Source organism: Psychrobacter sp. Arc29 (assembly GCF_041431175.1).
In the GTDB taxonomy this organism is placed as follows: Bacteria; Pseudomonadota; Gammaproteobacteria; order Pseudomonadales; family Moraxellaceae; genus Psychrobacter.
Map to the genome: position 1 here is coordinate 452,778 of NZ_JASMRR010000001.1, position 24,159 is coordinate 476,936.

At 44.6% G+C, this 24,159-nt stretch carries 19 protein-coding genes; 14 read left to right on the forward strand and 5 right to left on the reverse strand.

Translation table 11 applies throughout. From position 1 onward, the window contains the following. The first annotated feature begins 60 nt into the window (after positions 1-60). From QO189_RS01945 to QO189_RS01980, 8 genes are all read left to right on the forward strand, one after another. Positions 61-1,203, forward strand: a complete 1,143-nt coding sequence (locus QO189_RS01945; protein ID WP_371531278.1) for a ParB/RepB/Spo0J family partition protein — start codon at positions 61-63, stop codon at positions 1,201-1,203. A gap of 101 nt (positions 1,204-1,304) precedes the next feature. Further along, positions 1,305-2,018 (forward strand): MotA/TolQ/ExbB proton channel family protein, encoded by a 714-nt coding sequence (locus QO189_RS01950; RefSeq protein WP_201599706.1) that lies wholly within the window; start codon positions 1,305-1,307, stop codon positions 2,016-2,018. Between the two features lie 70 nt (positions 2,019-2,088). Continuing rightward, on the forward strand, positions 2,089-2,520 hold the full coding sequence (locus QO189_RS01955; protein WP_371531279.1) for an ExbD/TolR family protein: 432 nt from the start codon (positions 2,089-2,091) through the stop codon (positions 2,518-2,520). Between the two features lie 76 nt (positions 2,521-2,596). Then, positions 2,597-4,384, forward strand: a complete 1,788-nt coding sequence (gene msbA / locus QO189_RS01960) for a lipid A export permease/ATP-binding protein MsbA (RefSeq protein ID WP_371531280.1) — start codon at positions 2,597-2,599, stop codon at positions 4,382-4,384. A 66-nt stretch (positions 4,385-4,450) separates the two neighbouring features. Continuing rightward, positions 4,451-5,572 carry a tetraacyldisaccharide 4'-kinase gene (gene lpxK / locus QO189_RS01965; RefSeq protein WP_371531281.1) on the forward strand — a complete coding sequence of 374 codons (1,122 nt, stop codon included), beginning with the start codon at positions 4,451-4,453 and terminating at the stop codon, positions 5,570-5,572. 45 nt (positions 5,573-5,617) lie between these two features. Continuing rightward, positions 5,618-6,430 carry a 3-deoxy-manno-octulosonate cytidylyltransferase gene (gene kdsB / locus QO189_RS01970; protein ID WP_371531282.1) on the forward strand — a complete coding sequence of 271 codons (813 nt, stop codon included), beginning with the start codon at positions 5,618-5,620 and terminating at the stop codon, positions 6,428-6,430. Positions 6,431-6,525: 95 nt separating this feature from the next. After that, positions 6,526-7,656 carry a DNA polymerase III subunit delta' gene (locus QO189_RS01975; RefSeq protein WP_371531283.1) on the forward strand — a complete coding sequence of 377 codons (1,131 nt, stop codon included), beginning with the start codon at positions 6,526-6,528 and terminating at the stop codon, positions 7,654-7,656. 112 nt (positions 7,657-7,768) lie between these two features. After that, the gene (locus tag QO189_RS01980; RefSeq protein ID WP_201599715.1) at positions 7,769-8,116 is read left to right on the forward strand and encodes a PilZ domain-containing protein; all 348 of its coding nucleotides are present in this window, start codon (positions 7,769-7,771) and stop codon (positions 8,114-8,116) included. Positions 8,117-8,250: 134 nt separating this feature from the next. Here QO189_RS01980 and ppk2 read toward each other — a convergent pair whose 3' ends face one another. Both ppk2 and QO189_RS01990 read right to left on the reverse strand, forming a co-directional pair. Further along, positions 8,251-9,264, reverse strand: a complete 1,014-nt coding sequence (gene ppk2, locus QO189_RS01985; RefSeq protein ID WP_371531284.1) for a polyphosphate kinase 2 — start codon at positions 9,262-9,264, stop codon at positions 8,251-8,253. Positions 9,265-9,532: 268 nt separating this feature from the next. After that, on the reverse strand, positions 9,533-11,161 hold the full coding sequence (locus tag QO189_RS01990; RefSeq protein ID WP_371531285.1) for an acetyl-CoA C-acetyltransferase: 1,629 nt from the start codon (positions 11,159-11,161) through the stop codon (positions 9,533-9,535). Positions 11,162-11,729: 568 nt separating this feature from the next. Here QO189_RS01990 and QO189_RS01995 point away from each other — a divergent pair. The 4 genes from QO189_RS01995 to QO189_RS02010 all read left to right on the forward strand — a co-directional run bounded on the left by QO189_RS01995 (position 11,730) and on the right by QO189_RS02010 (position 16,605). Further along, positions 11,730-13,130, forward strand: a complete 1,401-nt coding sequence (locus QO189_RS01995; protein WP_371531286.1) for a 3-oxoacyl-ACP reductase — start codon at positions 11,730-11,732, stop codon at positions 13,128-13,130. 306 nt (positions 13,131-13,436) lie between these two features. Beyond that, a complete protein-coding gene (locus QO189_RS02000; protein ID WP_371531287.1) occupies positions 13,437-14,348 on the forward strand; it encodes a MaoC family dehydratase in 912 nt (303 codons plus the stop codon). An 81-nt stretch (positions 14,349-14,429) separates the two neighbouring features. After that, positions 14,430-15,002, forward strand: a complete 573-nt coding sequence (locus QO189_RS02005) for a beta-lactamase hydrolase domain-containing protein (RefSeq protein WP_371531288.1) — start codon at positions 14,430-14,432, stop codon at positions 15,000-15,002. A gap of 154 nt (positions 15,003-15,156) precedes the next feature. Beyond that, complete coding sequence (locus tag QO189_RS02010; protein ID WP_371531289.1) at positions 15,157-16,605, forward strand: serine hydrolase domain-containing protein; 1,449 nt, start codon at positions 15,157-15,159, stop codon at positions 16,603-16,605. 56 nt (positions 16,606-16,661) lie between these two features. Here QO189_RS02010 and QO189_RS02015 read toward each other — a convergent pair whose 3' ends face one another. The 3 genes from QO189_RS02015 to QO189_RS02025 all read right to left on the reverse strand — a co-directional run bounded on the left by QO189_RS02015 (position 16,662) and on the right by QO189_RS02025 (position 21,083). After that, positions 16,662-17,909 (reverse strand): sodium:proton antiporter, encoded by a 1,248-nt coding sequence (locus tag QO189_RS02015; RefSeq protein WP_238037542.1) that lies wholly within the window; start codon positions 17,907-17,909, stop codon positions 16,662-16,664. Between the two features lie 256 nt (positions 17,910-18,165). Beyond that, positions 18,166-20,052 carry a dihydroxy-acid dehydratase gene (ilvD, locus tag QO189_RS02020; RefSeq protein WP_371531290.1) on the reverse strand — a complete coding sequence of 629 codons (1,887 nt, stop codon included), beginning with the start codon at positions 20,050-20,052 and terminating at the stop codon, positions 18,166-18,168. A 191-nt stretch (positions 20,053-20,243) separates the two neighbouring features. Then, entirely contained in the window at positions 20,244-21,083 is an 840-nt protein-coding gene (locus QO189_RS02025) for a hypothetical protein (RefSeq protein WP_371531291.1), read from the reverse strand. Positions 21,084-21,306: 223 nt separating this feature from the next. On the opposite strand from QO189_RS02025, the gene QO189_RS02030 reads away from it, so the two are divergent. Both QO189_RS02030 and QO189_RS02035 read left to right on the forward strand, forming a co-directional pair. Further along, complete coding sequence (locus QO189_RS02030) at positions 21,307-21,750, forward strand: HIT family protein (RefSeq protein WP_371531292.1); 444 nt, start codon at positions 21,307-21,309, stop codon at positions 21,748-21,750. Positions 21,751-22,072: 322 nt separating this feature from the next. Next, positions 22,073-24,118, forward strand: coding sequence for a BCCT family transporter (locus QO189_RS02035; protein WP_201600925.1), 2,046 nt, complete (start codon positions 22,073-22,075; stop codon positions 24,116-24,118). The last annotated feature ends 41 nt before the right edge of the window (positions 24,119-24,159 follow it).

The window sequence follows — 24,159 nt, forward strand, 5'->3', positions numbered from 1 at the left end:
TTTAGTAAGCCGCAGCAGTAATCAATAGGCTTTTATTTTAGCGTTAGAGGATAGGTAATCATGGCGAAGAAAAGAGGGTTGGCTGCCAATCGAGGCTTAGATGCCTTATTAGGGTCAATCAAGAAAGAAAAGCAAATCACCGCCTCTGCCTTGCAAGATGATATGGCTGCACGTGATATGGCCGTGCCAGCTGAAACGCTAGATACCAATATGCCTGTGAAAACTGCACCCGTCGATGCGGCTGCGCCCAAAGCCAGTAAAAAATCGGCTGCAAAATCCACTGATAATGACACTACTGTTAGTAATAGTACTCGTTCATCACGTGTGACGAACAAGACGGCTATCAACAAAACGCGTGGTAATAGCACAGACGTAAACGCTTCAGAGGATCAAATCAGCCTCGTGCAGATCGATGTCACGCGTCTACAAGCAGGTAAGTATCAACCGCGCCGTGATATGAGTGAAACGGCACTGGCAGAATTGGCATCTTCTATTGAGCAGCATGGCGTGATGCAGCCCATCGTTATCCGCCCATTGCTCGCCAATGAAGATAAGAGTGAAGCATTTGTCACTCATGAAATTATCGCTGGCGAACGTCGCTGGCGCGCGGCAAAAATGGCAGGAAAGTCGGTTATTCCGGCGATTGAGCGTGCGCTATCTGATGAGCTTGCTATTGCACTGGCATTAATTGAAAATATCCAGCGTGAAGATTTATCTGTGATCGAACAGGCAGCCGCGTTGCAGCGCTTTCATACAGAGTTTGGTATGAGTCATGCGATGATTGCTGAAGTGGTGGGCAAGGCGCGTACAACGGTGTCGAATCTACTACGACTCAATCAATTACATGATACGGTAAAAGATCATTTGGCAAACAGCGCGCTAGACATGGGTCACGCCCGAACGCTTTTAGCGTTGTCTTCTGAGCAGCAGCCGATTATTGCACAAAAAATTATTGATGGCGGTATGACGGTGCGAGAAGCTGAAAAGCTGGTCAAATCCATTTTGAACCCTGCACCCAAAGCCAACCGTGTCGAACAAGCACAGTCTCGTGATGAAGAACGTCTCACGCAAAGACTGACAGATATGCTGGGTGCTGAGGTAAAACTTAAGCACAAAAAAGACGGGCAGGGTAGTGTTGAGATCTTTTTTCACAGTCAAGACCAGTTAGCTGCTTTGATTAAGCACATAGAAGCACAGGCTTAAGACAATATGCAAGCTAGTAGGACTGATTTATTAATAACGACTATTTACGTATAAATCCATCTACGTAATAACTGTTTTTAAAAATATAGAAGAGAGCAAATATGTGGGAGTTAGTAAAGGCAGGTGGCTGGCTAATGACACCTATTGTCGTCTGTTCTATATTGGCATTGGTTATCATTATTGAGCGTAGCCATACACTACAATTTAGCAAGATTGTGCCTAGCAGACTGCGTGAACAGCTCATCACTCGTTTACGCGAAAATGGAGATATTGGCCGTACACAATTGATGAATGTCAAAGAAAAGACGGCGCTCGGTGATATCTTGGCGACAGGTTTGCTCTATCGTCAGTATGGTCTAGAGTCTATGACCATGCACATGCAAAATCGTGCTAGCGTACAAGTCCATCAGTTAGAAAAAAATATCAATATGTTGGGTACGATTGGTGCCATTGCGCCATTGCTTGGGTTATTAGGTACGGTATTAGGTATTATTTCTTCATTCTTAGCGATTACTGATGGTGCGATGCAAGATCCAACGATGCTTGCTGCTGGTGTCTCACAAGCGCTAATCACCACGGCTGCTGGTATGATTGTCGCTATCCCAGCGCTTGTTGCGTATCGATACTTTCAGCGCCGTATCATCGACATCAATGCACAGTTCGAGACTCAAGCAGGGCTGATGATTCAAGAATTGTACGACTACCAATTGCTCGACAATGCTAACGCAGCGGCCCCTGCTAATAGTACGACCACTATTGATGAGCGTGCTCCTGACCGGTTAAATATAGATAAAACCAATGTGGCGACAATATAATTGTCATATTTTCTACCAAGTTTGATGCTCAAAGTACATTCGTAACAGCAGGTAAATATAAGAGATCCATATGCGTTTTAGAAAACCGACTGTCGAGCCGCTTGAAATTAATCTGACACCGATGATTGATTGTTTATTGTTTTTGATTGTCTTTTTGCTACTGGCTACTTCCTTTAATCATTTTAGTCGTTTAAATATTATCCTTCCTGAAGCAGAAGGTGTGGCGCAGACAGAGCAAAAAAATAGTATAGAAGTAGCTGTACAAGAAGATGGCAGTTACTTGGTCAATGGTATTACGCTCGCCAGTAGCAATGAGGCTGAACTGACCAACATGTTGCAGCAAGAAGCAGGAAGCAATCGCGATATGCTATTTGTCATCGCAGCGGATGCCAACGCTACCCATCAATCTGTCGTACGGGTGATGGATGTCGCTGGTAAACTCGGATTTTTGAACTTAAATATCAGCACCGTTGTCCCACTTGGTCAAACTTTGCCGCAATAATATTTGCCGCATCATTACTATAAACTGTGTATCAAGCACAGCCCATTCATGTCATGACACCTACATTGAGGCTTTTATGAGCCAAGCTTATACACCTGACTCTACAAAACCTTCTGCTAAAAAATCTTCAGCAGCCCCGTCTAGTCCGCCAAAAAGTAAGACTTTACTGCGTCTATTAAGATATCTAAAGCCGTATTGGTGGGCTTTGCTACTGACGGTTTTGGGCTTTGCTATCAACGCAGGAACTGAGATTTGGATTGCCAAGCTGTTGCAATACATTACTGATGCCATTAACCAAAGTGATCGAAGCAAGCAGGCGTTATTTCCATTACTCATCATTGCGTTGTTTTTCGTACGCGGTTTGGGCAGTTTTTTGGGTAACTATTACTCGGCTTTGGTCTCACGTAATTTGGTTTATGAGCTGCGGGTTGAGGTTTTTAATAAACTACTGCGCTTGCCAAGTTCGTTCTATTTGGCCAATCCTGCTGGTACGATCTCATCCAAGTTGATATTTGATGTTGAGCAAGTCACTGCTGCCAGTACAGACTCAATGAAGACCTTACTGCGTGATGGTTTGACGGTTGTAGCATTGATAGGGTTTTTGCTTTATAGCAACTGGCGCTTGACGCTCATTTTGTTTGTCGTGTTGCCGCCTATATTGTGGCTCATCCGTATTGCCTCCAAGCGCTATCTTAAGCTCTCTAAAGGTATTCAAAAAACGATGGGTAGTGTCAGTCATATTACCAATGAGGTCATCAGTGGCTATCAGGTGGTAAAAAACTATGGCGGACAAGCATACGAAGCCGAGCGCTTTGATAAGACTTCAAAAAAGAACTTACGTCAAGGCATGAAGGTGGTCGTCACCAATAGTATCAACACCCCAGCAGTACAGCTGCTGATGGCGATAGCCATGTCGGTGGTGGTATGGCTTGCACTGAGACCTTCAGTCATTAGTAATATCTCAGCAGGTGAGTTTATCTCTTATATTGCGGCGGCTGGTCTGCTCAGCAAACCGGTACGCTCACTGACTGATATCAATCAAAAATTGCAAAAAGGCATTGCCGCTGGTGAGTCGATTTTTGCGTTACTTGATGAGCCAGAAGAGGAAGATACAGGCACTATCAGTAAGGCGTTATCTGGTCAGATGTCTTTGGATAATATCAGTTTGGTGTATCCAGACTCGACGGTTGCTCTGCGTGATTTTACGTTAAATATAAAAGCAGGCGAGACGGTTGCATTGGTGGGACGAAGTGGGGCGGGCAAGTCCTCCTTAGTGAATCTTTTAACGCGTACTCTGGAGACATCCTCTGGGCAAATTACTTTAGATAATATACCAATTGAAGATATCAAATTAGAAAGTCTGCGTGCGCAAATTGCCATGGTGAATCAGCAAGTCGTACTATTTAATACGACAGTATTTAATAACATTGCTTATGGCGGCTTGGTTAATAAGAGCCAAGCTGAGGTCGAGGAGGCTGCAAAAGCGGCTTTCGCGCATGACTTTATCATGAAAATGCCAAACGGCTACCAAAGCGAAATTGGGGCCGAAGGGCTTCAACTGTCTGGCGGGCAGCGTCAACGACTATCCATTGCTCGTGCGCTGTTAAAAGACGCTCCTATATTGATTTTGGATGAAGCCACCAGTGCGCTTGATAATGAGTCAGAGTATTATATTCAGCAAGCGCTCGATAACGTCATGAAAAACCGTACGACGCTAGTGATTGCGCACCGCTTAACGACGATTGAATCTGCGGATCGTATTGCTGTGATGGATGGTGGTCAGATAGTTGAGCTTGGTACCCATAATGAGCTGATGCAGCTGCAAGGCCATTATGCGCAAATGTATGCTCGAGACTTTGAGTAGAGCAGATTTACTTGATAAAGCGTCAACGCTCAATTAGCGAATCAATAGGATACATGGCAATTATTCATGAGTATTGAAACGACAGTTACTAATGCATGGCAACGTAAGGCCGCTTGGTTATGGCTGTTGCTACCTATTAGCTGGCTTTATGGATTGATCATATTGCTTCGTCGTCACGCTTATAAAGTTGGGCTGCTATCAAGTTATCGCGCACCTATACCTGTCATGGTCATTGGTAATATTAGTGTGGGTGGTAGCGGCAAAACACCGTTAATTATCGCCTTGGTCAATCATTTGCAAAAACGAGGCATAAAAGTCGGCGTCATCAGCCGCGGTTATGGTGGTGATACTAGTCAAATGCCAGCATTGGTCAGCACGACCAGTTTGCCTAACGTAGTAGGCGACGAGCCATGTTTGATTGTTCATATGACAGGCGTTGCCATGGCAGTATGCCCTAATCGTCAGCAAGCGATTACTACCTTGTTGGATGCTGAATCTGATTTGCAATTAATTATCGCTGACGATGGGCTGCAACATTATGCGCTCAAGCGGGATATAGAGTGGATTGTGGTAGATGCCGCGCGAGGGTTTGGTAATGAGCAATTATTGCCAACCGGATTTTTGCGTGAGCCAATGTCACGACTAGAAGGTGCTCATGTTATTTATCATGAAAAACCAAATACAGACTCGACTAAAAGTAGTAGTAAGCCACAGAGCTCTGAGCGCTTGACTATGTGTCTGCAAGCTGATGAATTGCAACGTCTATGGATTCCTCAATCATCTATTAAGCAAATGGATAATGTCATTCCTGCCAGTAATAGCAGAGTACATGCAGTCAGTGGTATCGGCTATCCACAGCGTTTTTTTAATACGTTAGAGTCTCTTGGCTTTGAGGTGATAGGGCATCCTTATCCTGATCACTATGACTTTAATTTGACTGAGCTTTTACAATACAGCGATTATCCTATCGTTGTTACTAGTAAAGATGCAGTAAAAATAAAAGCATTGTTGTCAGACTATACGGCAGAGCAAGCATCAAGTGATGAGTATGCACAGCTCGTTAGCAGGTTGTGGGTTTTGCCTGTGACGGCCGTATTATCCGATAACTGTTATGATAATCTAAACCAGCAATTAAAAGCTTTGGGTATTGAGGCTGATCCTGATGTTAGTACAAAAACGCCATCATAGATAATAGTCAATACGTCAAACTGACACAATTTTTAGGAATAAATCATGTCGCTTGTCACCACACCTGCCAAAACCCATATTGTGATACCTGCACGCTTTAAGAGCACACGATTACCTGGTAAGCCATTATTGAGCATTCATGGCAAACCGATGATACTTTGGGTGGCTGAAAAGGCAAAAACAGCAACCTTTGCTGACGATATGTGTATCGCGACTGATGATGAGCAAATTGCAAAGGTCTGTATCGATGCCGGTTTTGATGTGGTGATGACAAGTAGCGAGCATGCTTCAGGCACTGACCGCTTGGCGGAAGTGGCTGCTATTAAAGGCTGGGCTAATCATGATATTGTGGTCAATATGCAAGGCGATGAACCCCTCGTGCCGCCATTACTGCTTGAGCAGGTACAGGCGCTTTTGGTAGCGGATGAGGCCAGCGTCATGGCGACACTCTGTGAGCCTATCGATGATTACGATACGTTCCAGCGACCTTCTGTGGTAAAAGTGGTCAGTCAATATACTAACGATCTACAGCGTGCGCTTTATTTTAGTCGAGCACCGATTCCTTGTGATCGTGATATTGTATTGGCGGATGACAATCAAAGACAGCCACCAAAGAATGCGTATCGCCATTTGGGTTTATACGCCTATCGCGTTAGTCTATTACAGCAGTTTGTACATTGGCCACAGACGCCACTTGAGTTACTTGAAAGTCTAGAGCAGCTACGTGTGCTGGAAAATGGCGAGCATATCGCCATTGCAGAAGCAGCTTGTCAACTGCCGGCTGGTGTCGATACACAAGAAGATCTAGACCGTTTAAATGCCATGAGCTTAGCTGATTTTCAAAACCCCGCTAAATAATGGTTTGAGCAAGCGCTCGCACATTATCCATAGTATCGTTAGCGTGCCGTATAATAAATATCTAAAAACGTGATAGAGCCAATAGAGCTATAACTATGAATGACCTGACAGCAAATGTAGGCACGCAAGAGCGTTCAGACAGTATCTATTTTGCGCCATTATTGCCGTGGCAGCAGACGTTGTGGTCGCAATTGACCCAGCGAGTATTGACGCAGCAGTCCTTGCCGCATGCATTGCTCGCTGCTGGTATGCCAGGGATGGGTAAACGCGCCTTTGTATGGCGGTTGGTGGCTTGGCTAGTATGTCGCGAGCGTGATACGAATCCACTAGGCGCGTGCGGCGCGTGTGAAAGTTGTCAATGGCTTAAGTCGGGGACTCATCCAAGCTTGCAAGTGCTGCCAATTGTGAGTATGCCAATCAATGCGGATAGCGACACCCTTCAAGACAAACCAAGCAGCGCAAAAGACAAAAAAAATACCAAGACCACAAGCAGCAGCGCGCTTAAAATCAAAGTGGATGACATTCGTGCCTTGCAGCCTTTTATTTATCAAGGCGGACAAGGGGTGCGCATCTGTGTGTTGGATCACGCAGAGCAAATGACCGTCGCCGCTGCCAATGCGTTACTCAAAACATTAGAAGAGCCGCAAGCACAAGTTCATCTATTTTTAATCAGTGATACGCCTGCTCAGCTACTACCAACGATTAAGAGCCGTGTACAACAGTTGGCATTACAGACTATTGAGCCCGCTGTTGCTATCGATTATGTGACAAAAGCGCTCGGTCACACCATCAATCGCGAAGCCGTTGGTAAAACGGCGATTGAGCAGCTGATACAGCTAGCGAACGGCGCGCCACTCGCTGCAATAGCGCTGGCACAGGCACCGTGGTATAGCAAGCGATCCTTATGGCTGACCACATGGCAAGCGCTACGTAGTGGTAAGCGTAGTAGCGTAGCAGCAAGTGACTATTGGCAAAGTCAGTTAAGTATAAAAGAGTTTATTCAACTGTCTGAGCTGATGCTGCTTGATATGCGCCGTGTTTGTCTAGGGCTTGGTGAGCTACAAAAAGATATCAAACTATCGGCTGCACTAGACTCTTATCAACCCACCGATAGCGGATTAGAGACATTCGCTACCAGCTTGCAGCAGGCTAAAGTTGCTTTGCAACAAAATGTGCAAGAAAAATTTGCCTATGATAAGCTAATGCAAGAATTAGCTGACTTGTAAAAGTCGTGATATAGCGCTTCATCAGTGCCTAATAACTCACAATCGCTTTTATTTATAACCTCTCAATAACTCATAAAAATATATTAGACCCAGTTGATAAAGGAAGCTGACTATGGCAATGCCAGGACGCGGCGGGATCTTAACCTGTCACATTGAAAGTATCGACACGCTGTATGCCAGCTATTTATCTTTTGTGAATAACGGCGCATTGTTTGTGCCTTCCGATCAGCCGCAGCAGCTGGGTAATGAAGTGTTTATCGCTATCACATTACCCAACTCTAGCGAGCGCTTGCCAATGAATGGTAAGGTTGTGTGGATCAACTCCAAAACCCAAGGTGGTCGACCAGCAGGCTTTGCGGTGCAAATTGGTAGTGATATCGCAGGCCAAAGGATTAAGAACGAAGTTGAACGCTTGCTGGCGGGTAAAATTGACAGCTTACAATCGACTTATACCATGTAGCTCATACCACTTCATTCAAAAACCTAGGCGTCTCTATTCTATCGATATCCATCATGGTGATACTTTGTGATCAATAAAAAAGCCTTATAAAGTTATAAGGCTTTTTTTGGGACATATATTTGTATCAGTTAGTGCTAGTAGCGCGGCGGTACATACATATCATCAGGAATAGGCTCGCGGTAGTATTCGTCATCGCGTTTGCGACTGGGCAATTCAATCTCGTCACGAGGTATTTCTTTGTAAGGGATTTGCTCGAGTAAATGCGCAATACAGTTGAGCCTTGCACGCTTCTTATTGTTGCCTTCAACGACCCACCATGGCGCTTCAGGGATATGAGTACGCTCAAACATGGTCTCTTTTGCTTTGGTGTAGTCTTCCCAGCGCCTGCGTGACTGTAAATCCATTGGTGAGAGTTTCCACTGTTTTAGCGGATCATATATCCGACTCATAAAGCGTGCATGCTGCTCATCGTCGGTGATAGAAAACCAGTATTTGACTAAGCGAATGCCTGATCGCACGAGCATGCGTTCAAATTCTGGTACCGATTGAAAAAACTCCTCATACTGTGCATCGGTACAAAAGCCCATGACGTGCTCAACCCCGCCGCGGTTGTACCAGCTGCGATCAAACAAAACAATCTCACCTGCAGCTGGTAAATGCGCGACATAGCGCTGAAAATACCATTGTGTCTGCTCACGTTCCGTTGGAGCAGGTAAGGCGGCAACACGGCAAACTCGCGGATTGAGCCGCTGAGTGATACGTTTAATGGCTCCACCTTTACCAGCAGAGTCTCGCCCTTCAAAGATAACGACGATACGCTCACCATTTGCGACCACCCAATCTTGCAGCTTGATAAGTTCTCGCTGCAATCGTACCAACTCATGGAAGTAGGTACGCCGATCCAGTTTTTCTTGCTCGCTCATCTCACGTCCGTTAAAACGAAAGTCACGCGCATAATCATCTATTTCATTTTCTAGTTCTTCATCATAGGTATCGATTAAATCTTGATGCATTTTTCGACGCAGTTCATCATCTAGAATGTCTTTTTCGATACGTTCAGAAAGGATGGCTTGCTCCTGATTGTACTGATCTAAATCCTCCTTAGTGGTTAGAGACTGAAAATCACTGGTTGTAATGGGTTTTGTCATTACCAATTTTTCAGAGCCAAAAATGATTTGCCTCATTTTTCTTAATAGAAACTTTTTTTTAAGTAGAAATTCTGTCTTACCCATAAATATTACCTTTGTTTGGCGTATCGGCTTTTTTAAGAGGCTACTATCTAGGTCGGTTCTATCATAGCAAAGTACAGACAATAAAAAATGCCCTTTAAATAGTTAAAGGGCATTTTTTATGGATAGATATATGCTGATTAAAATAATTAGTCAGCATATATTTTTGATTCACAATTTATGAAGCTTATTTTTCTAAGATGCAAGTCACGCCTTGACCACCAGCGGCGCAAATAGAGATTAGCGCACGGCCTGAGCCCTTTTGATCCAGTAGTTTCGCAGCAGTGGCTAGGATTCGGCCACCAGTCGCGGCAAATGGATGACCTGCTGCTAGTGATGAACCATTTACGTTTAACTTGCTATGATCAATCGATCCTAGTGGTGCATCAAGACCTAGGCGCTCTTCACAGAATGTCTCATCTTCCCAAGCAGCCAGTGTCGATAATACTTGTGAGGCAAACGCTTCATGAATCTCATAGAAATCAAAGTCTTGTAGCGTTAGGCCCGCACGCTCAAGCATACGTGGTACTGCATAAGCGGGTGCCATGAGTAGGCCTTCTGTCGTGCCAGACTTACCGATGAAGTCTACCGCTGCTGTTTCTTGATGAACGATATAAGCCAGTGGTTTTAAGCCGTGCTCTTTTGCCCACTCATCCGTACCCAATAGGACACAAGAAGCACCGTCAGTCAGTGGCGTCGAGTTGGCAGCAGTCATGGTTGGGTTGGCGTTCTTTTTGCCAAATACTGGCTTTAATTTGCCCAGCTTCTCTAGCGTGGTATCTGGACGTAAGTTGTTGTCACGAGTCAGGCCTTTATATGGCGTGATCAAGTCATCAAAGAAACCTTCATCATAAGCGCGTGCTAGGTTTTTGTGACTGTTAAAGGCAAGCTCATCTTGAGCTTCGCGAGTGATGTTCCACTCAAGCGCGGTGATGGCCTGATGTTCGCCCATTGATAGACCAGTACGCGGCTCGCCATTCTGCGGTGAATCAATCAAATCTTTTGGATTTAGACCCATTAATGCTTTTAGACGTTGCTTGTTGTCTTTGGCGGCACCAAGTTTGATCAATACTTTACGCAAGCCGTCACCAATAGCGATAGGCGCGTCAGAGGTAGTATCTACGCCGCCAGTGATTGCTGAGTCAATAAGTCCAAGTGCGATCTTGTTAGCAGAAGCAAATGTCGCTTGCAAGCCAGTACCGCAAGCTTGTGAGATATCATAAGTTGGCGTGTGTGGGTTCAGTGCAGTGTTCAATGTTGCTTCGCGAGTCAAGTTGATATCGCGGCTTAGCTTCATAACGGCACCAGCAACCACCTCACCGATGACTTCGTCTTGCAAGTTATAGCGCTCAACCAAACCGTCTAGGGCAGCTGTCAGCATATCTGTGTTGCTAACATCAGCGTATGGACCGTTCGAGCGCGCGAATGGGATACGGTTACCACCTAAGATTGCCACACGATTCTGATTTGAGGCAGGTTTGGTCTTACTCGCTTTTTTAGCAGCAGTCGCTGATTTTTTAGCTGCTGTGGTTTCTACTTTTTCATCATCTGATTGTTTGCTAGTGGTGTCTTTAGTTTCTGAGCCTTTGGTATCAGTTTCTTTAGCATCAGATTTTTTAGTAGCTGGCGCTTCTTTTTTTGTGTTGTCAGCTTGTGCGCTATCAGCTTTGGTATCATTTGCCTTAGTATCGGCTTTAACGTCAGCAGTTTTAGCAGGCTCATTGTTTTCAGCAGTTTCTTGTGGTTTTACATCGCTGGTTTTAACAACAGTGCTTTCGACAACTGGACTATCAGGGTGGTTGTTTTTATTACTCATAATATTATCCTTAAAAAGTATGGGCAGAAAAATTGAAGGGTAAAAATAAAAAAAGTGGCAAAGTCATATTAAGCAAAAATCAAATATTATCATTTATCACTTAGTATCGCTGTGTATGATAAGTCGTTTTATACTCGTTTAATGTATATCTTTAGCAAACGATGTGTCGCTTGTATAAGTTCAATGACAGCTTTAAGCGTACTGGTTAAGGCGCTAATAGACTGGCGAGTATCAACGAGTATCAGATAGTAGCATTGCATAACAATACGTTTGATAATATATTGTTATCAATAATTATGTTTGCCATAACTTATAGGCCGGATTTTAACATGTTATGATGGTCAGTAAGTCGGTAAAAAGTCGTCAGCTTGTATACTGACTTGTTTACAGATTGTTGTAGACATTGTCTGTTTTTGGACATGTTTCTAATGGCAGTGTATAGTTAGGCTAGTTTTAAGATGATTTACCAAATATCAATAATTACAATGTTGATGAGCCTATATAATAGGCGTATTACATTTAGTGTTTACTATTATTTCAACCATTCATTATTTATAGGGAATATATTATGTCAGACCGTTATGGTGATTTTGTTCAATCTTCTATTGGTAAAAAAGTCGCAAAGAACTTAGGTTTGCCAATGCCAGCGACGCTTGATCGTTTTGAAAGCGGTGAGCGTTTGGTTCGTGGCAGTGTACTAGTTGGCCGTGCTAATGGTGAGGACAAAAGCATTAGTGAATCTGTTGCACGTATTTTGTTAGATGTGCATGCTGATGTATATGTAAACAGCAGTGACGATGTCAAAGACGCCCTTGCTGATGCAGGCGTTGAAGCAAAAGCCAATACAGGCGGTGACGATCAGTTCAAAGTGTTGCTTTTTGATGCAAGCAATATCAGCAATGCGGATCAGCTAAAAGAAGTGTACGAGTTTTTTCATAGCGTTGCGCGCCGCGTAGAAAAGTCAGGCCGAGTGATCGTTATTGGTCGTACACCAGAGGACATCACTGATATCGAAACTGCCATGGCACAACGTGCACTTGAGGGCTTTGTAAAATCAGTAGGTAAAGAGTTCAAGCGCGGCATTACAGCCCAGCTTATCTATGTAGAAACAGGTGCTGAGCAGAACCTAGACTCGACCTTGCGCTTTTTCACTTCAGCACGCTCAGCTTATGTCTCAGGACAAGTGGTACGCGTGAGCAAGGGCGACTCAGTTGATGTGGATTGGAACCAGCCTCTAGGCGGTAAAACGATGCTAGTGACGGGCGCAAGTCGCGGTATTGGCGAAGCAATTGCTCGCGTTCTGGCTCGCGAGGGCGCACATGTGATCTGTCTTGATGTACCACAGCAGCAAGCTGACCTACAAAAAGTTGCTAGCGAAATCAGTGGCTCTGCATTGACAGTAGACATCACTAGCGATGACGCTGGCGCAGAAATTGCAGATGCGGCACAAAAGCGTGGTGGTCTAGATTCAGTCATTCATAATGCTGGCGTGACTCGTGATAAGACATTGGCGAGAATGGATGAGAAAAAGTGGAACATGGTCATCGATATCAACTTGGGCAGCATTGCTAAACTGAATCGCTACTTGCTTGATAATGATGTGCTAAAAGAAAATGCCCGTATCGTATGTGTGTCATCTATTTCAGGTATCGCTGGTAACATGGGTCAGACCAATTATGCCACTTCTAAAGCGGGCGTTATCGGTTTGGTTGATGCGACTGCTAAGCAGTTAGAAGACAATGCCAAAGGCATGACTATCAATGCAGTAGCGCCAGGATTTATCGAAACACAAATGACGGAAGCAATTCCGTTTGCTATTCGCGAAGCTGGTCGTCGTATGAATTCAATGAGCCAAGGCGGCTTACCAGTTGACGTGGCTGAGACCATCGCATGGTTGGCTTCACCTGCTTCGGGTGGCCTAAATGGCAACACAGTTCGTGTTTGTGGTCAAAGCTTACTTGGCGCATAATACTGATTTATTGATGAGACTATGTGGCAAATGAGGAGAGGATAGCGTGATGGTATTATCCCTTGTTTTTGATTTGCCTCACATATGCTTACGAAATATTTGCTGATAAATTGTAATAAAGCTGCCCACGGGTGGCTTTTTTATGATAAAAACACAAGAGCCATCAGCCAAACTATTTTTTGCTATTAAAGATACTTGCAAAATTGATTGAATATAGTGCTTATTGATAATAGGTACTAGTCAATGATTGCTTAATGTCTTTAGATACGTTAAAAATCTTGTTCAAGCCACATTTAGGATTTACTTATGTCAGACACCCATTATGACGCGTTGCCAAAAGCGCACACTACCTATGCCAATATCGTCAAAAGCTTACTACCGATTGGTAACAGTGGCAAAGTCAGTAAAGATCAATTGCCGCAGGCCACCTATTACGTCGATGATTTGCATATCGATCATGATAATCTAAACGACTATCGTAAAATTTGTGGCTTTGCTGATAATGGTAAAGTTCCAGCGACGTATTTTTCAGTATTATCACAGACTCTACAGATGAATATGATGGTCAAAGAGCCGTTTCCATTTGCGATGTTGGGTCTGGTACACGTAGACAATAGCGTCACGCAGCATCGTCCTATCGGTGAGCGCGAAACGGTGTCCATGTCGGTTACTTTTGATAACTTGCGTGACCATGCTCAGGGTCAGCAGTTTGACTTTGTCACCACGGTCAAAGCAGAGGACAAAGTGATTTGGGAAGGGACGTCAACTTACCTATCACGCAGCAAAAAAACGGCCAGCAGCAAAGATAAAAAAAGCACGCCGCGCCCAGTTGCTGTGAAGCCAGAAGTAGGTAAAAAAGACGTACACAGTATTTTTGAAGTACCAGAAGATATTGGTCGCCGTTATGCTTTTGTTTCAGGTGACTTTAATCTGATTCATTTGCACCCACTATCAGCGCGCGCGTTTGGCTTCCCTAAAGCGATTGCACACGGCATGTGGTCAAAAGCTAAGTGTCTTGCTCTAATGGATGAGCTGCCTGATGCTTATACAGTCGACGTCTCATTTAAACTGCCTATCTTTTTGCCAGCTGAAGTAGAGCTTATCGCTCAACCAGTAGCGAAGCTTGAGAACGCAGGAGATACCTGTGATTTCGGACTATATAGCTCTAAAAATAGTAAGCCACATTTGGCGGGTGTCGTGACGTTAAATAGCAAGTAGCAAGCATTGTACGACGTATCAGAACCTATATCTTAATAGCCATATTTAACCAACACATTTATCATTATGACTGCACAAAACATGAATTCACAAAATAGCGCGACAAGTACGGATCAAGCTGACAGATCAATGACTATTGATACAGCAGCTGCTAATGACAACGTTGTCACTGATATCTCAAATGATGACCATAGCGACTCTGACAATGGCGTTGATTTGTCCGCTGTCTTTGAGCCTTATTTTCGTCCGGATGCCAATACTATTGTGTGCGGCGCGTTAAATGAAGAAAAAGTTGCCGCTCTAGCAAAAGCTGGTGTTGAATTGGTGATTAATTTGCAGCCAGAGGATGAGTTGAGTTTTAATGAATCAGCCGCCGTTGAGCGCGCAGGAATGAGCTATGAGCACCTACCTATTAATGGCGCTGAAGAGCTAAAGCAGCTTAAAATATTGGCGTTTGATAATATATTGCGTCAGTATCATGGTAAAAAGATGGTCATGCATTGCGGCTCGGGCAACAGGGTAGGGGCTGCCATTGCACTACGCGCAGGTTGGTTGCGTGGGCGCAAGATGGATACTGCTATGGAGCGTGGACGTAGTCACGGCTTGACCAAGCTTGAACAAGAAGTCCATAATCGCTTGCTAGTACCGCGCTAAATTATCATAATAGTTGAAGCATAAAAAGGCGACCGATAGGTGGCCTTTTTTATTGGTTATCAATGCATTTATACTGATCTACAATATCTCTATAACGCATGCACCCAACTGATTTTAATACTAGGACAGTTCACAATACTGGAGCAAGGTAGCAATGATGGACGACAATAAGCAAAGCAATGATCAAAATAATAAAAATATCGATACATCTATGAGCATAGATTTACAACGTCGCTTACAGCAGTTATTGACAGATTTACAACTAGATGACGCGCCCGCTGGTGGTGCTGTGGTTGTGTATCAGGCAGGCGAGTGTATTGCGCAGGCAAGTACAGGTATGGCGCGTTTGGATGCGGCATGGCAACCTGGTACGCTCGCCATTAACTTTTCTACTGGTAAAGGCATTTTAGCGACGCTAGCGCATGTATTGGTTTCGCAGCAGCTGCTTGGTTACGATGTGCCTATTGCTCACTACTGGCCAGAGTTTGCCGCAAAAGGTAAAAGCAACATTACCTTGCGGCAAGTGATGTCACACCAGGCGGATTTGTTTTCGATTACCAGTATCGATGTTGATAGTGATACGGTGCTCGATTGGCGCGTTATGCTGAGTCATATTGAAGGAATGCCTATCACAGCACCTGAGGACGCCGCTGCATATGGCAGTGCTTATAGCGCGTTGATATATGGTTGGGTACTTGGCGGTGTGATAGAAGCCGTGACGCATATGTCATTAGCCGAAGCATTACGTCAATATCTAACTGAGCCTTTAGGTATTGCAGACAGTTGCTATTTTGGTGTACCAGATAGCAAAGTAGATCAAGTAGCAAAGCTTGCCAAAGACTTTGAGTCATCAAATGAGGATAGCGTACAACTGCGTAACAAGCGCCAAAAACCAACCCTAAAATCCGACTCACCAAGCACCTTACGTACTTATGCAAGTCTGCCTAGCTATCATTGCTGGCAACAGAAAATGCTAGATGATAAGCGTACAGCTGAAACGCAAAGTAGCCTTGATGACGATTTAGATAACAGAAATATTGATAATATACAATCTGTATTAAATACTGCGCGTATTAATAGCCTATATTTCAATACCAGCCAGCTCAATCTAAAAAACTATAAGGCAGCGCTCATTCCTGCCGGAAAACAAGCACTTGATTATCACAATCGCAACACACTACAGGCAATCATTCCCGCCGCTAATGGCGTCGCTTCAGCGGATGCGCTAGCCACTATCTATGCCATGTTGGCCAATGGTGGGGTTTGGCAAGGGCAGACGCTAATTGATAGTGCTACGTTTAAGCAGCTCTCCACAATACAAGTCACAGGCCTAGATGCCGTCATGCCAGCGCCTATGCAGTGGCGATTGGGCTACCACAGATTATTCAGTATATGTAGTAGTAAAGATACTATCGATAATAGCATTGATCCAGCACTATCAGGGTTTGGGCATATGGGATATAACGGTTCAGTCGCTTGGTGTGATCCTACGCGTCAACTGTCATTTGCCTTTATCCATAACTTTGATACCACCATGCTCAATGATATCCGTCAGTTTGCATTGACAGAAGCGGTTTTGAGCTGGGTTGATGAAGTACGCTGAGAAAGGCAGTTCTATAAATGAACCCACTTTATCAATGATAATGGCAGCATAAATGATTAATGATGCTCTTTTGGTGTCATTTTAAGTAGCCTCGTTGCGCTCAGACCATGGATGAAGATGGAGGTCAGAATCACAATCGAGCAGACAATCCACAGTTTGAGTGCATCATCCTCAGCAAAGAAATCTGTGTTGAGCGCATAAGACAGATAGTACAAAGTACCAATACCGCGTATACCTAGTGCTGAAATTGCGTATTTTTCAGCACGGGGTAAATGAAGTCCTGATAAGGCGATAAATCCGCCAATTGGGCGTATGAGTAGTAGGAAAGTAAAGCTGACGACATAGACACGCCATGTGAGCTCAACACCAGCTTGCAAACCTTGACCCAAGAACATACCAAAAATAACCAGTACTAACGACATTAACAAACCTTCTGATTGCTCAGCAAAATCGTGTAGTTTTTGATGATAAGTGTGCTCACATTCTGAACGCCTGAATGCAAATGCAGCGACGAAGACAGCGATAAACCCATAACTGTGTACATACTCTGCGACACCATATGCCACCAAAGTCAAAGCAATAACCACATATCCTTGCGATATCGTGGTCTCACGGGTATGTTTAGAAAATACCACTTTGGCCATCGCCTTGCCAACCAGCACACCAACCAATACCCCTGCGCCAATCTTCCACAAAACATCATGGGTGAACCATGACCACAGCATCTCACTGGTAAAAGCTTTTCCCTCACTGAAAGCTTCCGCAATTTTAATCGCTAAGTAGACAAAAGGAAAAGCCAATCCGTCATTTAACCCTGCTTCTGAAGTCAACGTGAAGCGGGGAGTGTCTTCTCTCCCTGTATTAGGGGGGCCCACCTGAATACTAGAGGCCAGAACAGGGTCGGTAGGCGCCAATACCGCACCCAGCAAAATAGCAGCGCCGAGGCTCAAGCCAAAGGCATAATAGCCTAACCCTGCCATCGCAAAAATACCGATGGGCATCGTGATGAGTAAGAGCCTGACCGTGGGTCGCCACAGCCGCCAAGAGAATTCGGTGTCAATTTTGATCCCCGCACCAACCAATGAGACCAAAATAACAATTTCAGTCAGTTTTTCGATAATTACCCCATTATTGATAGGGTCCAAAAAAGATAGAGACGTCCACCAGTAACCCATCATTAGACCGAAGCTCACTTGTAGCATCGGTAATGAGATCGAGGTGCGTTTAAAGATAACAGGAAACAATGCCCCTAATAAAAAGGCGATACCGCAGATTAATAAAAATAAATTGTAGTTTTCAATCATAAGGTTTTCGCACGTTGTTATATTTTAAGGGCTGGTTTTGAGAGGTTGGCTTTCGATATTGATAATGGTTGGTATGGATGCTTAATATCTAGCCTATAATATGACTTATCATGACGATAAAAAAGAATTATTACCGAAAAAAATAGTTATCAGAACGACAGATGCGTTGTTTTTTGGTGAAAAAAAAGCCTGCATGGCGCAGGCTTGATAGATTTCTATAAATAAGTTATGAAAACGAAGGGTTTAGATAGAGTTCTTAGCGCTCAACTTGGCTTACGTCGCGCACAGCACCAGTGTCCGCACTGGTAGTCATAGCTGCATAAGCACGTAATGCGGGAGAAACGTGACGATCACGGCTGACGGGTTTCCATGCATCGCGACCGCGTGCTTCCATAGCTTCTCGGCGAGCGGCCAAGTCTGCATCACTGACTTGCATGTTAATAGTGCGATTTGGGATGTCGATATGAATGCTATCGCCTTCTTCAACCAGACCAATGGCACCGCCTTCAGCAGCTTCTGGGCTGGCATGACCGATTGATAGACCGGATGTGCCACCAGAAAAACGACCATCAGTGAGTAGGGCGCATTCCTTGCCCAGTCCTTTTGACTTCAGATACGTCGTTGGATAGAGCATCTCTTGCATACCAGGGCCACCTTTAGGGCCCTCATAGCGGATGATGACCACATCGCCTGCAACGATTTTGTCGTCTAAAACTGCAGCAACTGCATCATCTTGTGATTCAAAAATACGTGCGCGACCGGTAAAGGTTAAGATACTCTCATCGACACCAGCGGTTTTGACCACGCAGCCACGCTCGGCAATATTGCCGTACAGTACGGCCAAGCCACCATCTGCAGAGTAGGCATGTTCGGCACTACGGATACAACCTGACTCACGGTTAACGTCAAGGTTTGACCACTCTTTTGATTGTGAAAATGCCTCGGTGGTGCGAACGCCACCCGGTGCGGCAAGGAAGCGCGCGCGTGCCTCATGGTTATCATGATTCATGATATCCCACTTATCAATCGCTTCTTTCATCGTCGCACTATGGATAGTCGGCACGTCAGTTTTCAACAATCCCGCACGATCAAGTTCAGCCAACAAGGCAAAGACACCGCCCGCACGATGCACGTCTTCCATATGGAATTTTTGTGAGGCAGGGGCTACTTTTGCTAGGCATGGCACACCGCGGCTTAGACGGTCAATGTCAGCCATTTTAAAATCAATCTCAGCTTCATTGGCCGCAGCAAGTAGATGCAAAATCGTATTGGTTGAGCCGCCCATGGCAATATCTAAGCTCATCGCGTTCTCAAAAGCTGCTTTGGTCGCGATTGAGCGTGGTAATACTGAATCATCATCTTGCTCGTAGCGGCGTTTAGCTAGTGAAACGATTGTACGACCAGCTTCTAAGAATAGCTCGCGACGCAGTGAGTGGGTAGCTAGTAGTGAGCCATTACCCGGTAAGGCCAATCCTAACGCTTCGGTCAAGCAGTTCATCGAGTTGGCAGTGAACATCCCAGAGCATGAGCCGCAAGTAGGGCAAGCTGAAGCCTCGATAGCGGCGACATCTTCATCACTGATGCTATCATCAGCCGCGTCCATCATGGCATCGACGAGGTCAAGCTTACGAACGGCACTGCTGTCATTGCTATCGGTATTGTGGCTCTTACCAACGGTGCTGGCTAGGATTTTGCCCGCTTCCATTGGGCCACCTGAAATGAATACCACGGGTATGTTAAGGCGCATTGCCGCCATCAGCATACCGGGGGTGATCTTATCGCAGTTGGAAATACACACTAGCGCATCCGCACAGTGCGCATTGACCATATATTCTACAGAATCAGCGATCAAATCACGGCTTGGTAGCGAGTACAGCATGCCGCTATGGCCCATTGCAATACCATCATCGACCGCAATGGTATTGAATTCTTTTGCCACACCGCCAGCTTGCTCAATCTCACGCGCGACCAGCTGTCCAAGATCTTTTAGATGCACATGGCCGGGTACGAATTGGGTAAAAGAGTTGGCAATCGCAATGATTGGCTTGCCAAAGTCGCCGTCAGTCATTCCGGTGGCACGCCATAATGCGCGCGCGCCTGCCATATTACGACCGCCGGTAGAGGTTTTTGAGCGATAATCCATGTGATATTCCTTACAAATAGGCGAGATTTTTTTGAGTGTGAACTCGCAAGTGTGATGCTTATAGTTTGCTTTTTATCTGATATGAAGACTAGTGAATAATACTAAGTCTTTACCATACCATTAGATATGAATAATTGAAAATAGCTTAGTAATGGTAATGGGTTTAATATGATAAAAATAGAGTTAAGGAACTATTCGATGCGAGCTAAAATCGCCTTATCAAACCAAGGCAATTCAGCTTTGTCGGCTTCTAACTTCACAATAGCTGCCAGCGCATGGGTGGCTAGTAGTTGTTGATAATCACTACTTGCCTCAATCGTCAATAGCGATTCGGCAGGTAATGCTTGAGTGTTGGCATTTTGCGCATCAATACTGATTAACGTCTGCTTATTATTTTTATAAAGGACGTCGACACGACCAAAAAACTGCCAGTCTTCAAAAGCGGCAATAATAGCGTCGGCGGCATCCTTAGTATAGATTTGCTGCGTCTCTTTGCCCGTATTGGTCCAATGTAGCCGAACGGCTAACTGCAATGCTTCACTAAACACCACCAAGGAACCAATGACTTTCACATGCCAAGGACTGGTCAATAAGGCGTCATCAATGCCAATCAATTTAGCCGCTTCGTGAGCTGACATAGGAGTATTGAATTGAAGCAGTAGCTCAGGGGTGAGTGGATGCGACTGCTTGACGGCATCGTCTAAGCTATCGTAATGATAAAGAAAAGGCAGTGGCAAATCTTGCGTGACCGTTTTTTTGATGATTTTACAGTTGTGTATTTGCCAGCTGATAGCTTTGTCAGTCAAAGCTTCTGCTAAGATAATAGCGTTTGGATCGATAGTTTGAGTACTATTGTCAGACTCAATACTAGGTTGCTCTAAGCCAGTACTATCAGGCACAGAGATATTTGATCCAGACGTTTGGACATTGCCATTGGTTTGGGCATTGTCATTGAGTGTTGAAGACGGGTCGCCGTTATCTAGGCTATCTGAGTTGTCTGATGTATTGGTCGGCAAAGTAGGCAAATCCATAAACATAGCGTTGTTAAAATAGAGGGTTAATATAACATTTAAAAGGCATGACTCGCCAATAAATTAGTGGGATAAGCTAGTGAGTATACAGCTTGATTTTATCAACGACGGAAATGATAGCAACTTGTACTAAACTTATATTTCGTCCACTATATGACAAGCGCTCTAAACCATTTTAAAAGCTGTTAAGCATCCAACAATCAAATAACCAAAGGAAAAAATAATGACTGAAGTAAATCAAAAGACTACTTATGACGACAACAATATTTTTGCCAAAATGCTGGACGGTGATATTCCTTGTCACAAAGTCTATGAAGACGATAAGACGCTTGCCTTTATGGATATCATGCCGCAAGCCGAAGGTCATGTATTGGTGATACCCAAGCAAAAAGCAGTAGATTTGGCAGATCTTGAGCCAGAGTATGCCGCTGCGGTATTAATGACGTCTAAAAAGATTATGCAGGCCCAGCGTCAAGTGTTTGAACGTGAAGGCGTTATTCAGATGCAGTTGAATGGCTCACAAGCCGGTCAAACGGTATTTCATTATCATGTGCATCTGATTCCATCAAGCATTCATGAGTTAGGACGTCATGCAGTAACGCAGGCTGATCAAGGTGAGCTTGCAAATATTGCTCAGCGACTTGCTACAGCTATTAGTGCCGCCTGATATCGAGGTATAAACTGCTAGGATGATAGGTATATAAGATTGAAGGGCAACTAACAAGTTGCCTTTTTTATTGCCCAGTAATAATTGTGTAAGAATCGTTAAGTTATTGTTATAAATACGCGCCCGTTCTAGGGTTTAGGCAAAGATTATGTTACACAGTATCCTTGTTTAACACTACCAAGCATATGACTTGGCTGTCATCAGTCGGTATTACCACCGCTATGATGATTTAGCAGTCTCTATATTGATAGTTCTATGTTGATTATGTTTAGGGATATCGTTTTTATCTCCTATTTTCTTGGCTTTGAGGATACCACTGCTTATGAGTAACGGTTCACGCTCCACCATTTTATTGCCGGTTTTTATACCTGCAGCGGTCATTATGCTGCTGCTAGTCATCGGTACCGCGATCGATCCTGAGGCAGCGGGTGCTCTGTTCAGTGATGTGCTTAGTTTTACGACTGAGACATTCGGCTGGTTTTACATGCTGGCAGTGGCCCTGTTTTTGATGTTCATTATTGTACTGGCGTTTTCGTCTTATGGCAGTATCAAGCTGGGCCCTGATCATGCTGAGGCGGAGTACGGATTCCTTGAATGGTTTGCCATGCTGTTTTCAGCAGGCTACGGGATTGCGCTACTGTTTTATGGAGTAGCGGAACCGGTGATGCATTTTTCTAGTCCGCCAATGTCGGATCCGCAGACTATCGCCGCGGCAAAAGAGGCGATGCAAATTGCATATTTTCATTGGGGTTTTCATATTTGGGCGATTTACGGTGTTGTTGGTTTATCCTTAGCGTATTTTGCGTTTCGTCATGGTCTACCATTATCAATACGCTCGACACTGTATCCGATTATTGGTGACAGGATTCATGGCCCTATCGGTCATACGGTCGATGTGTTTGCGATATTGGGTACGATGTTCGGTATTGCTACCAGTTTGGGCTTGTCAGTATCGCAAATTAATGCGGGACTCAATTATCTGTTGCCAGATATCATTCCAGTGAATACGACCGTACAGGTGATTGCCATTGCCTTGGTGACCGCCGCGGCATTGGTATCGGTATTGGCAGGGATGGATAAGGGTGTAAAACGCTTATCTATTTTAAATATGCTGTTGGCAACTGCGTTGATGCTGTTTGTATTCGTTGTCGGTCCGACCATTTTTATCTTGAATGCCTTTATGGAAAATACGGGTAGCTATTTGGGTAATATTGTCGAGCGTACCTTTAGTTTACAAGCGTACGAAAATAGCGATTGGATCGGTAGCTGGACCTTGTTTATTTTTGCATGGACGATTGCATGGGCGCCTTTTGTGGGTCTGTTTATCGCCAAGATTAGCCGTGGTCGTACCATCCGTGAGTTCGTATTGGGTGTGATGCTGGTACCGACTTTCTTTACGTTCTTTTGGTTTTCAGTGTTTGGTGATACCGCGCTACACATGATTATGGTCGATGGTTATACCTCATTGATCAGTGAAGTACAGAACAACCAAGCGATTGCTTTATTTAAACTATTAGAGAACTTACCATTTACTGAATTTGTGTCGTCATTGACCATTTTATTGATTATTACCTTTTTTGTGACGTCATCGGATTCTGGCTCATTGGTGATCGATTCGCTAGCAGCTGGTGGTCGCAGTGATACGCCATGGTGGCAGCGTAGCTTTTGGGTAGTGACCGAAGGTGCTGTTGCTGCGGTTTTACTGATTGCAGGTGGCCTAACGGCGCTGCAAACGGCGGCTATCGTCAGTGCGTTACCATTTGCGATTATTATTCTTATTTCAATGTTTGGTATGTGGCGTGCGCTGCGTATCGAAGGACATCGTAATCAGAGCCTCGGTAATGACAACAGACTGCCACCGCATCTACTCAAACCGTCTGCATGGCGTGAGCGTATTGATTATATGACCGACAAGCCGACGCGTGAAAAGGTCTTGAACTACATCAAAGAAGTGGTGATGCCTTCAATGATGGAAGTGTCGTCTAAATTTGCAGAAACCGGCTGGACGACTGAGGTCAACTATGACGCGGTTAATAACCGTGCGGTGCTTGAGTTGCAACGTGGTGACGATGTCGAGTTTTGGTATGAAGTGCGCTTATCTGAGCATGATGCGCCCGATTATTATACTGAAGACAGTGCAGATACCTTGCCGCAAGAGCATCATCATCGTGCTGAGGTGTATCTACGCCGTGGTGGTCAGACATATGATTTATACGGCTACAAATCTGAATCAGTGATTAATGACATCATCGATCAGTTCGAGAAGTATTTACATTTCCTCAATGTATCGCCTGATAGCCTACCGTGGCGCATGCAAGAGCATGATGATGACATCACGCTAGAGCAGGGCAGTGTGCTTGATAAATAATGTATGGCATGTATTAAAAACGACCAATGCTTATGCAAGCT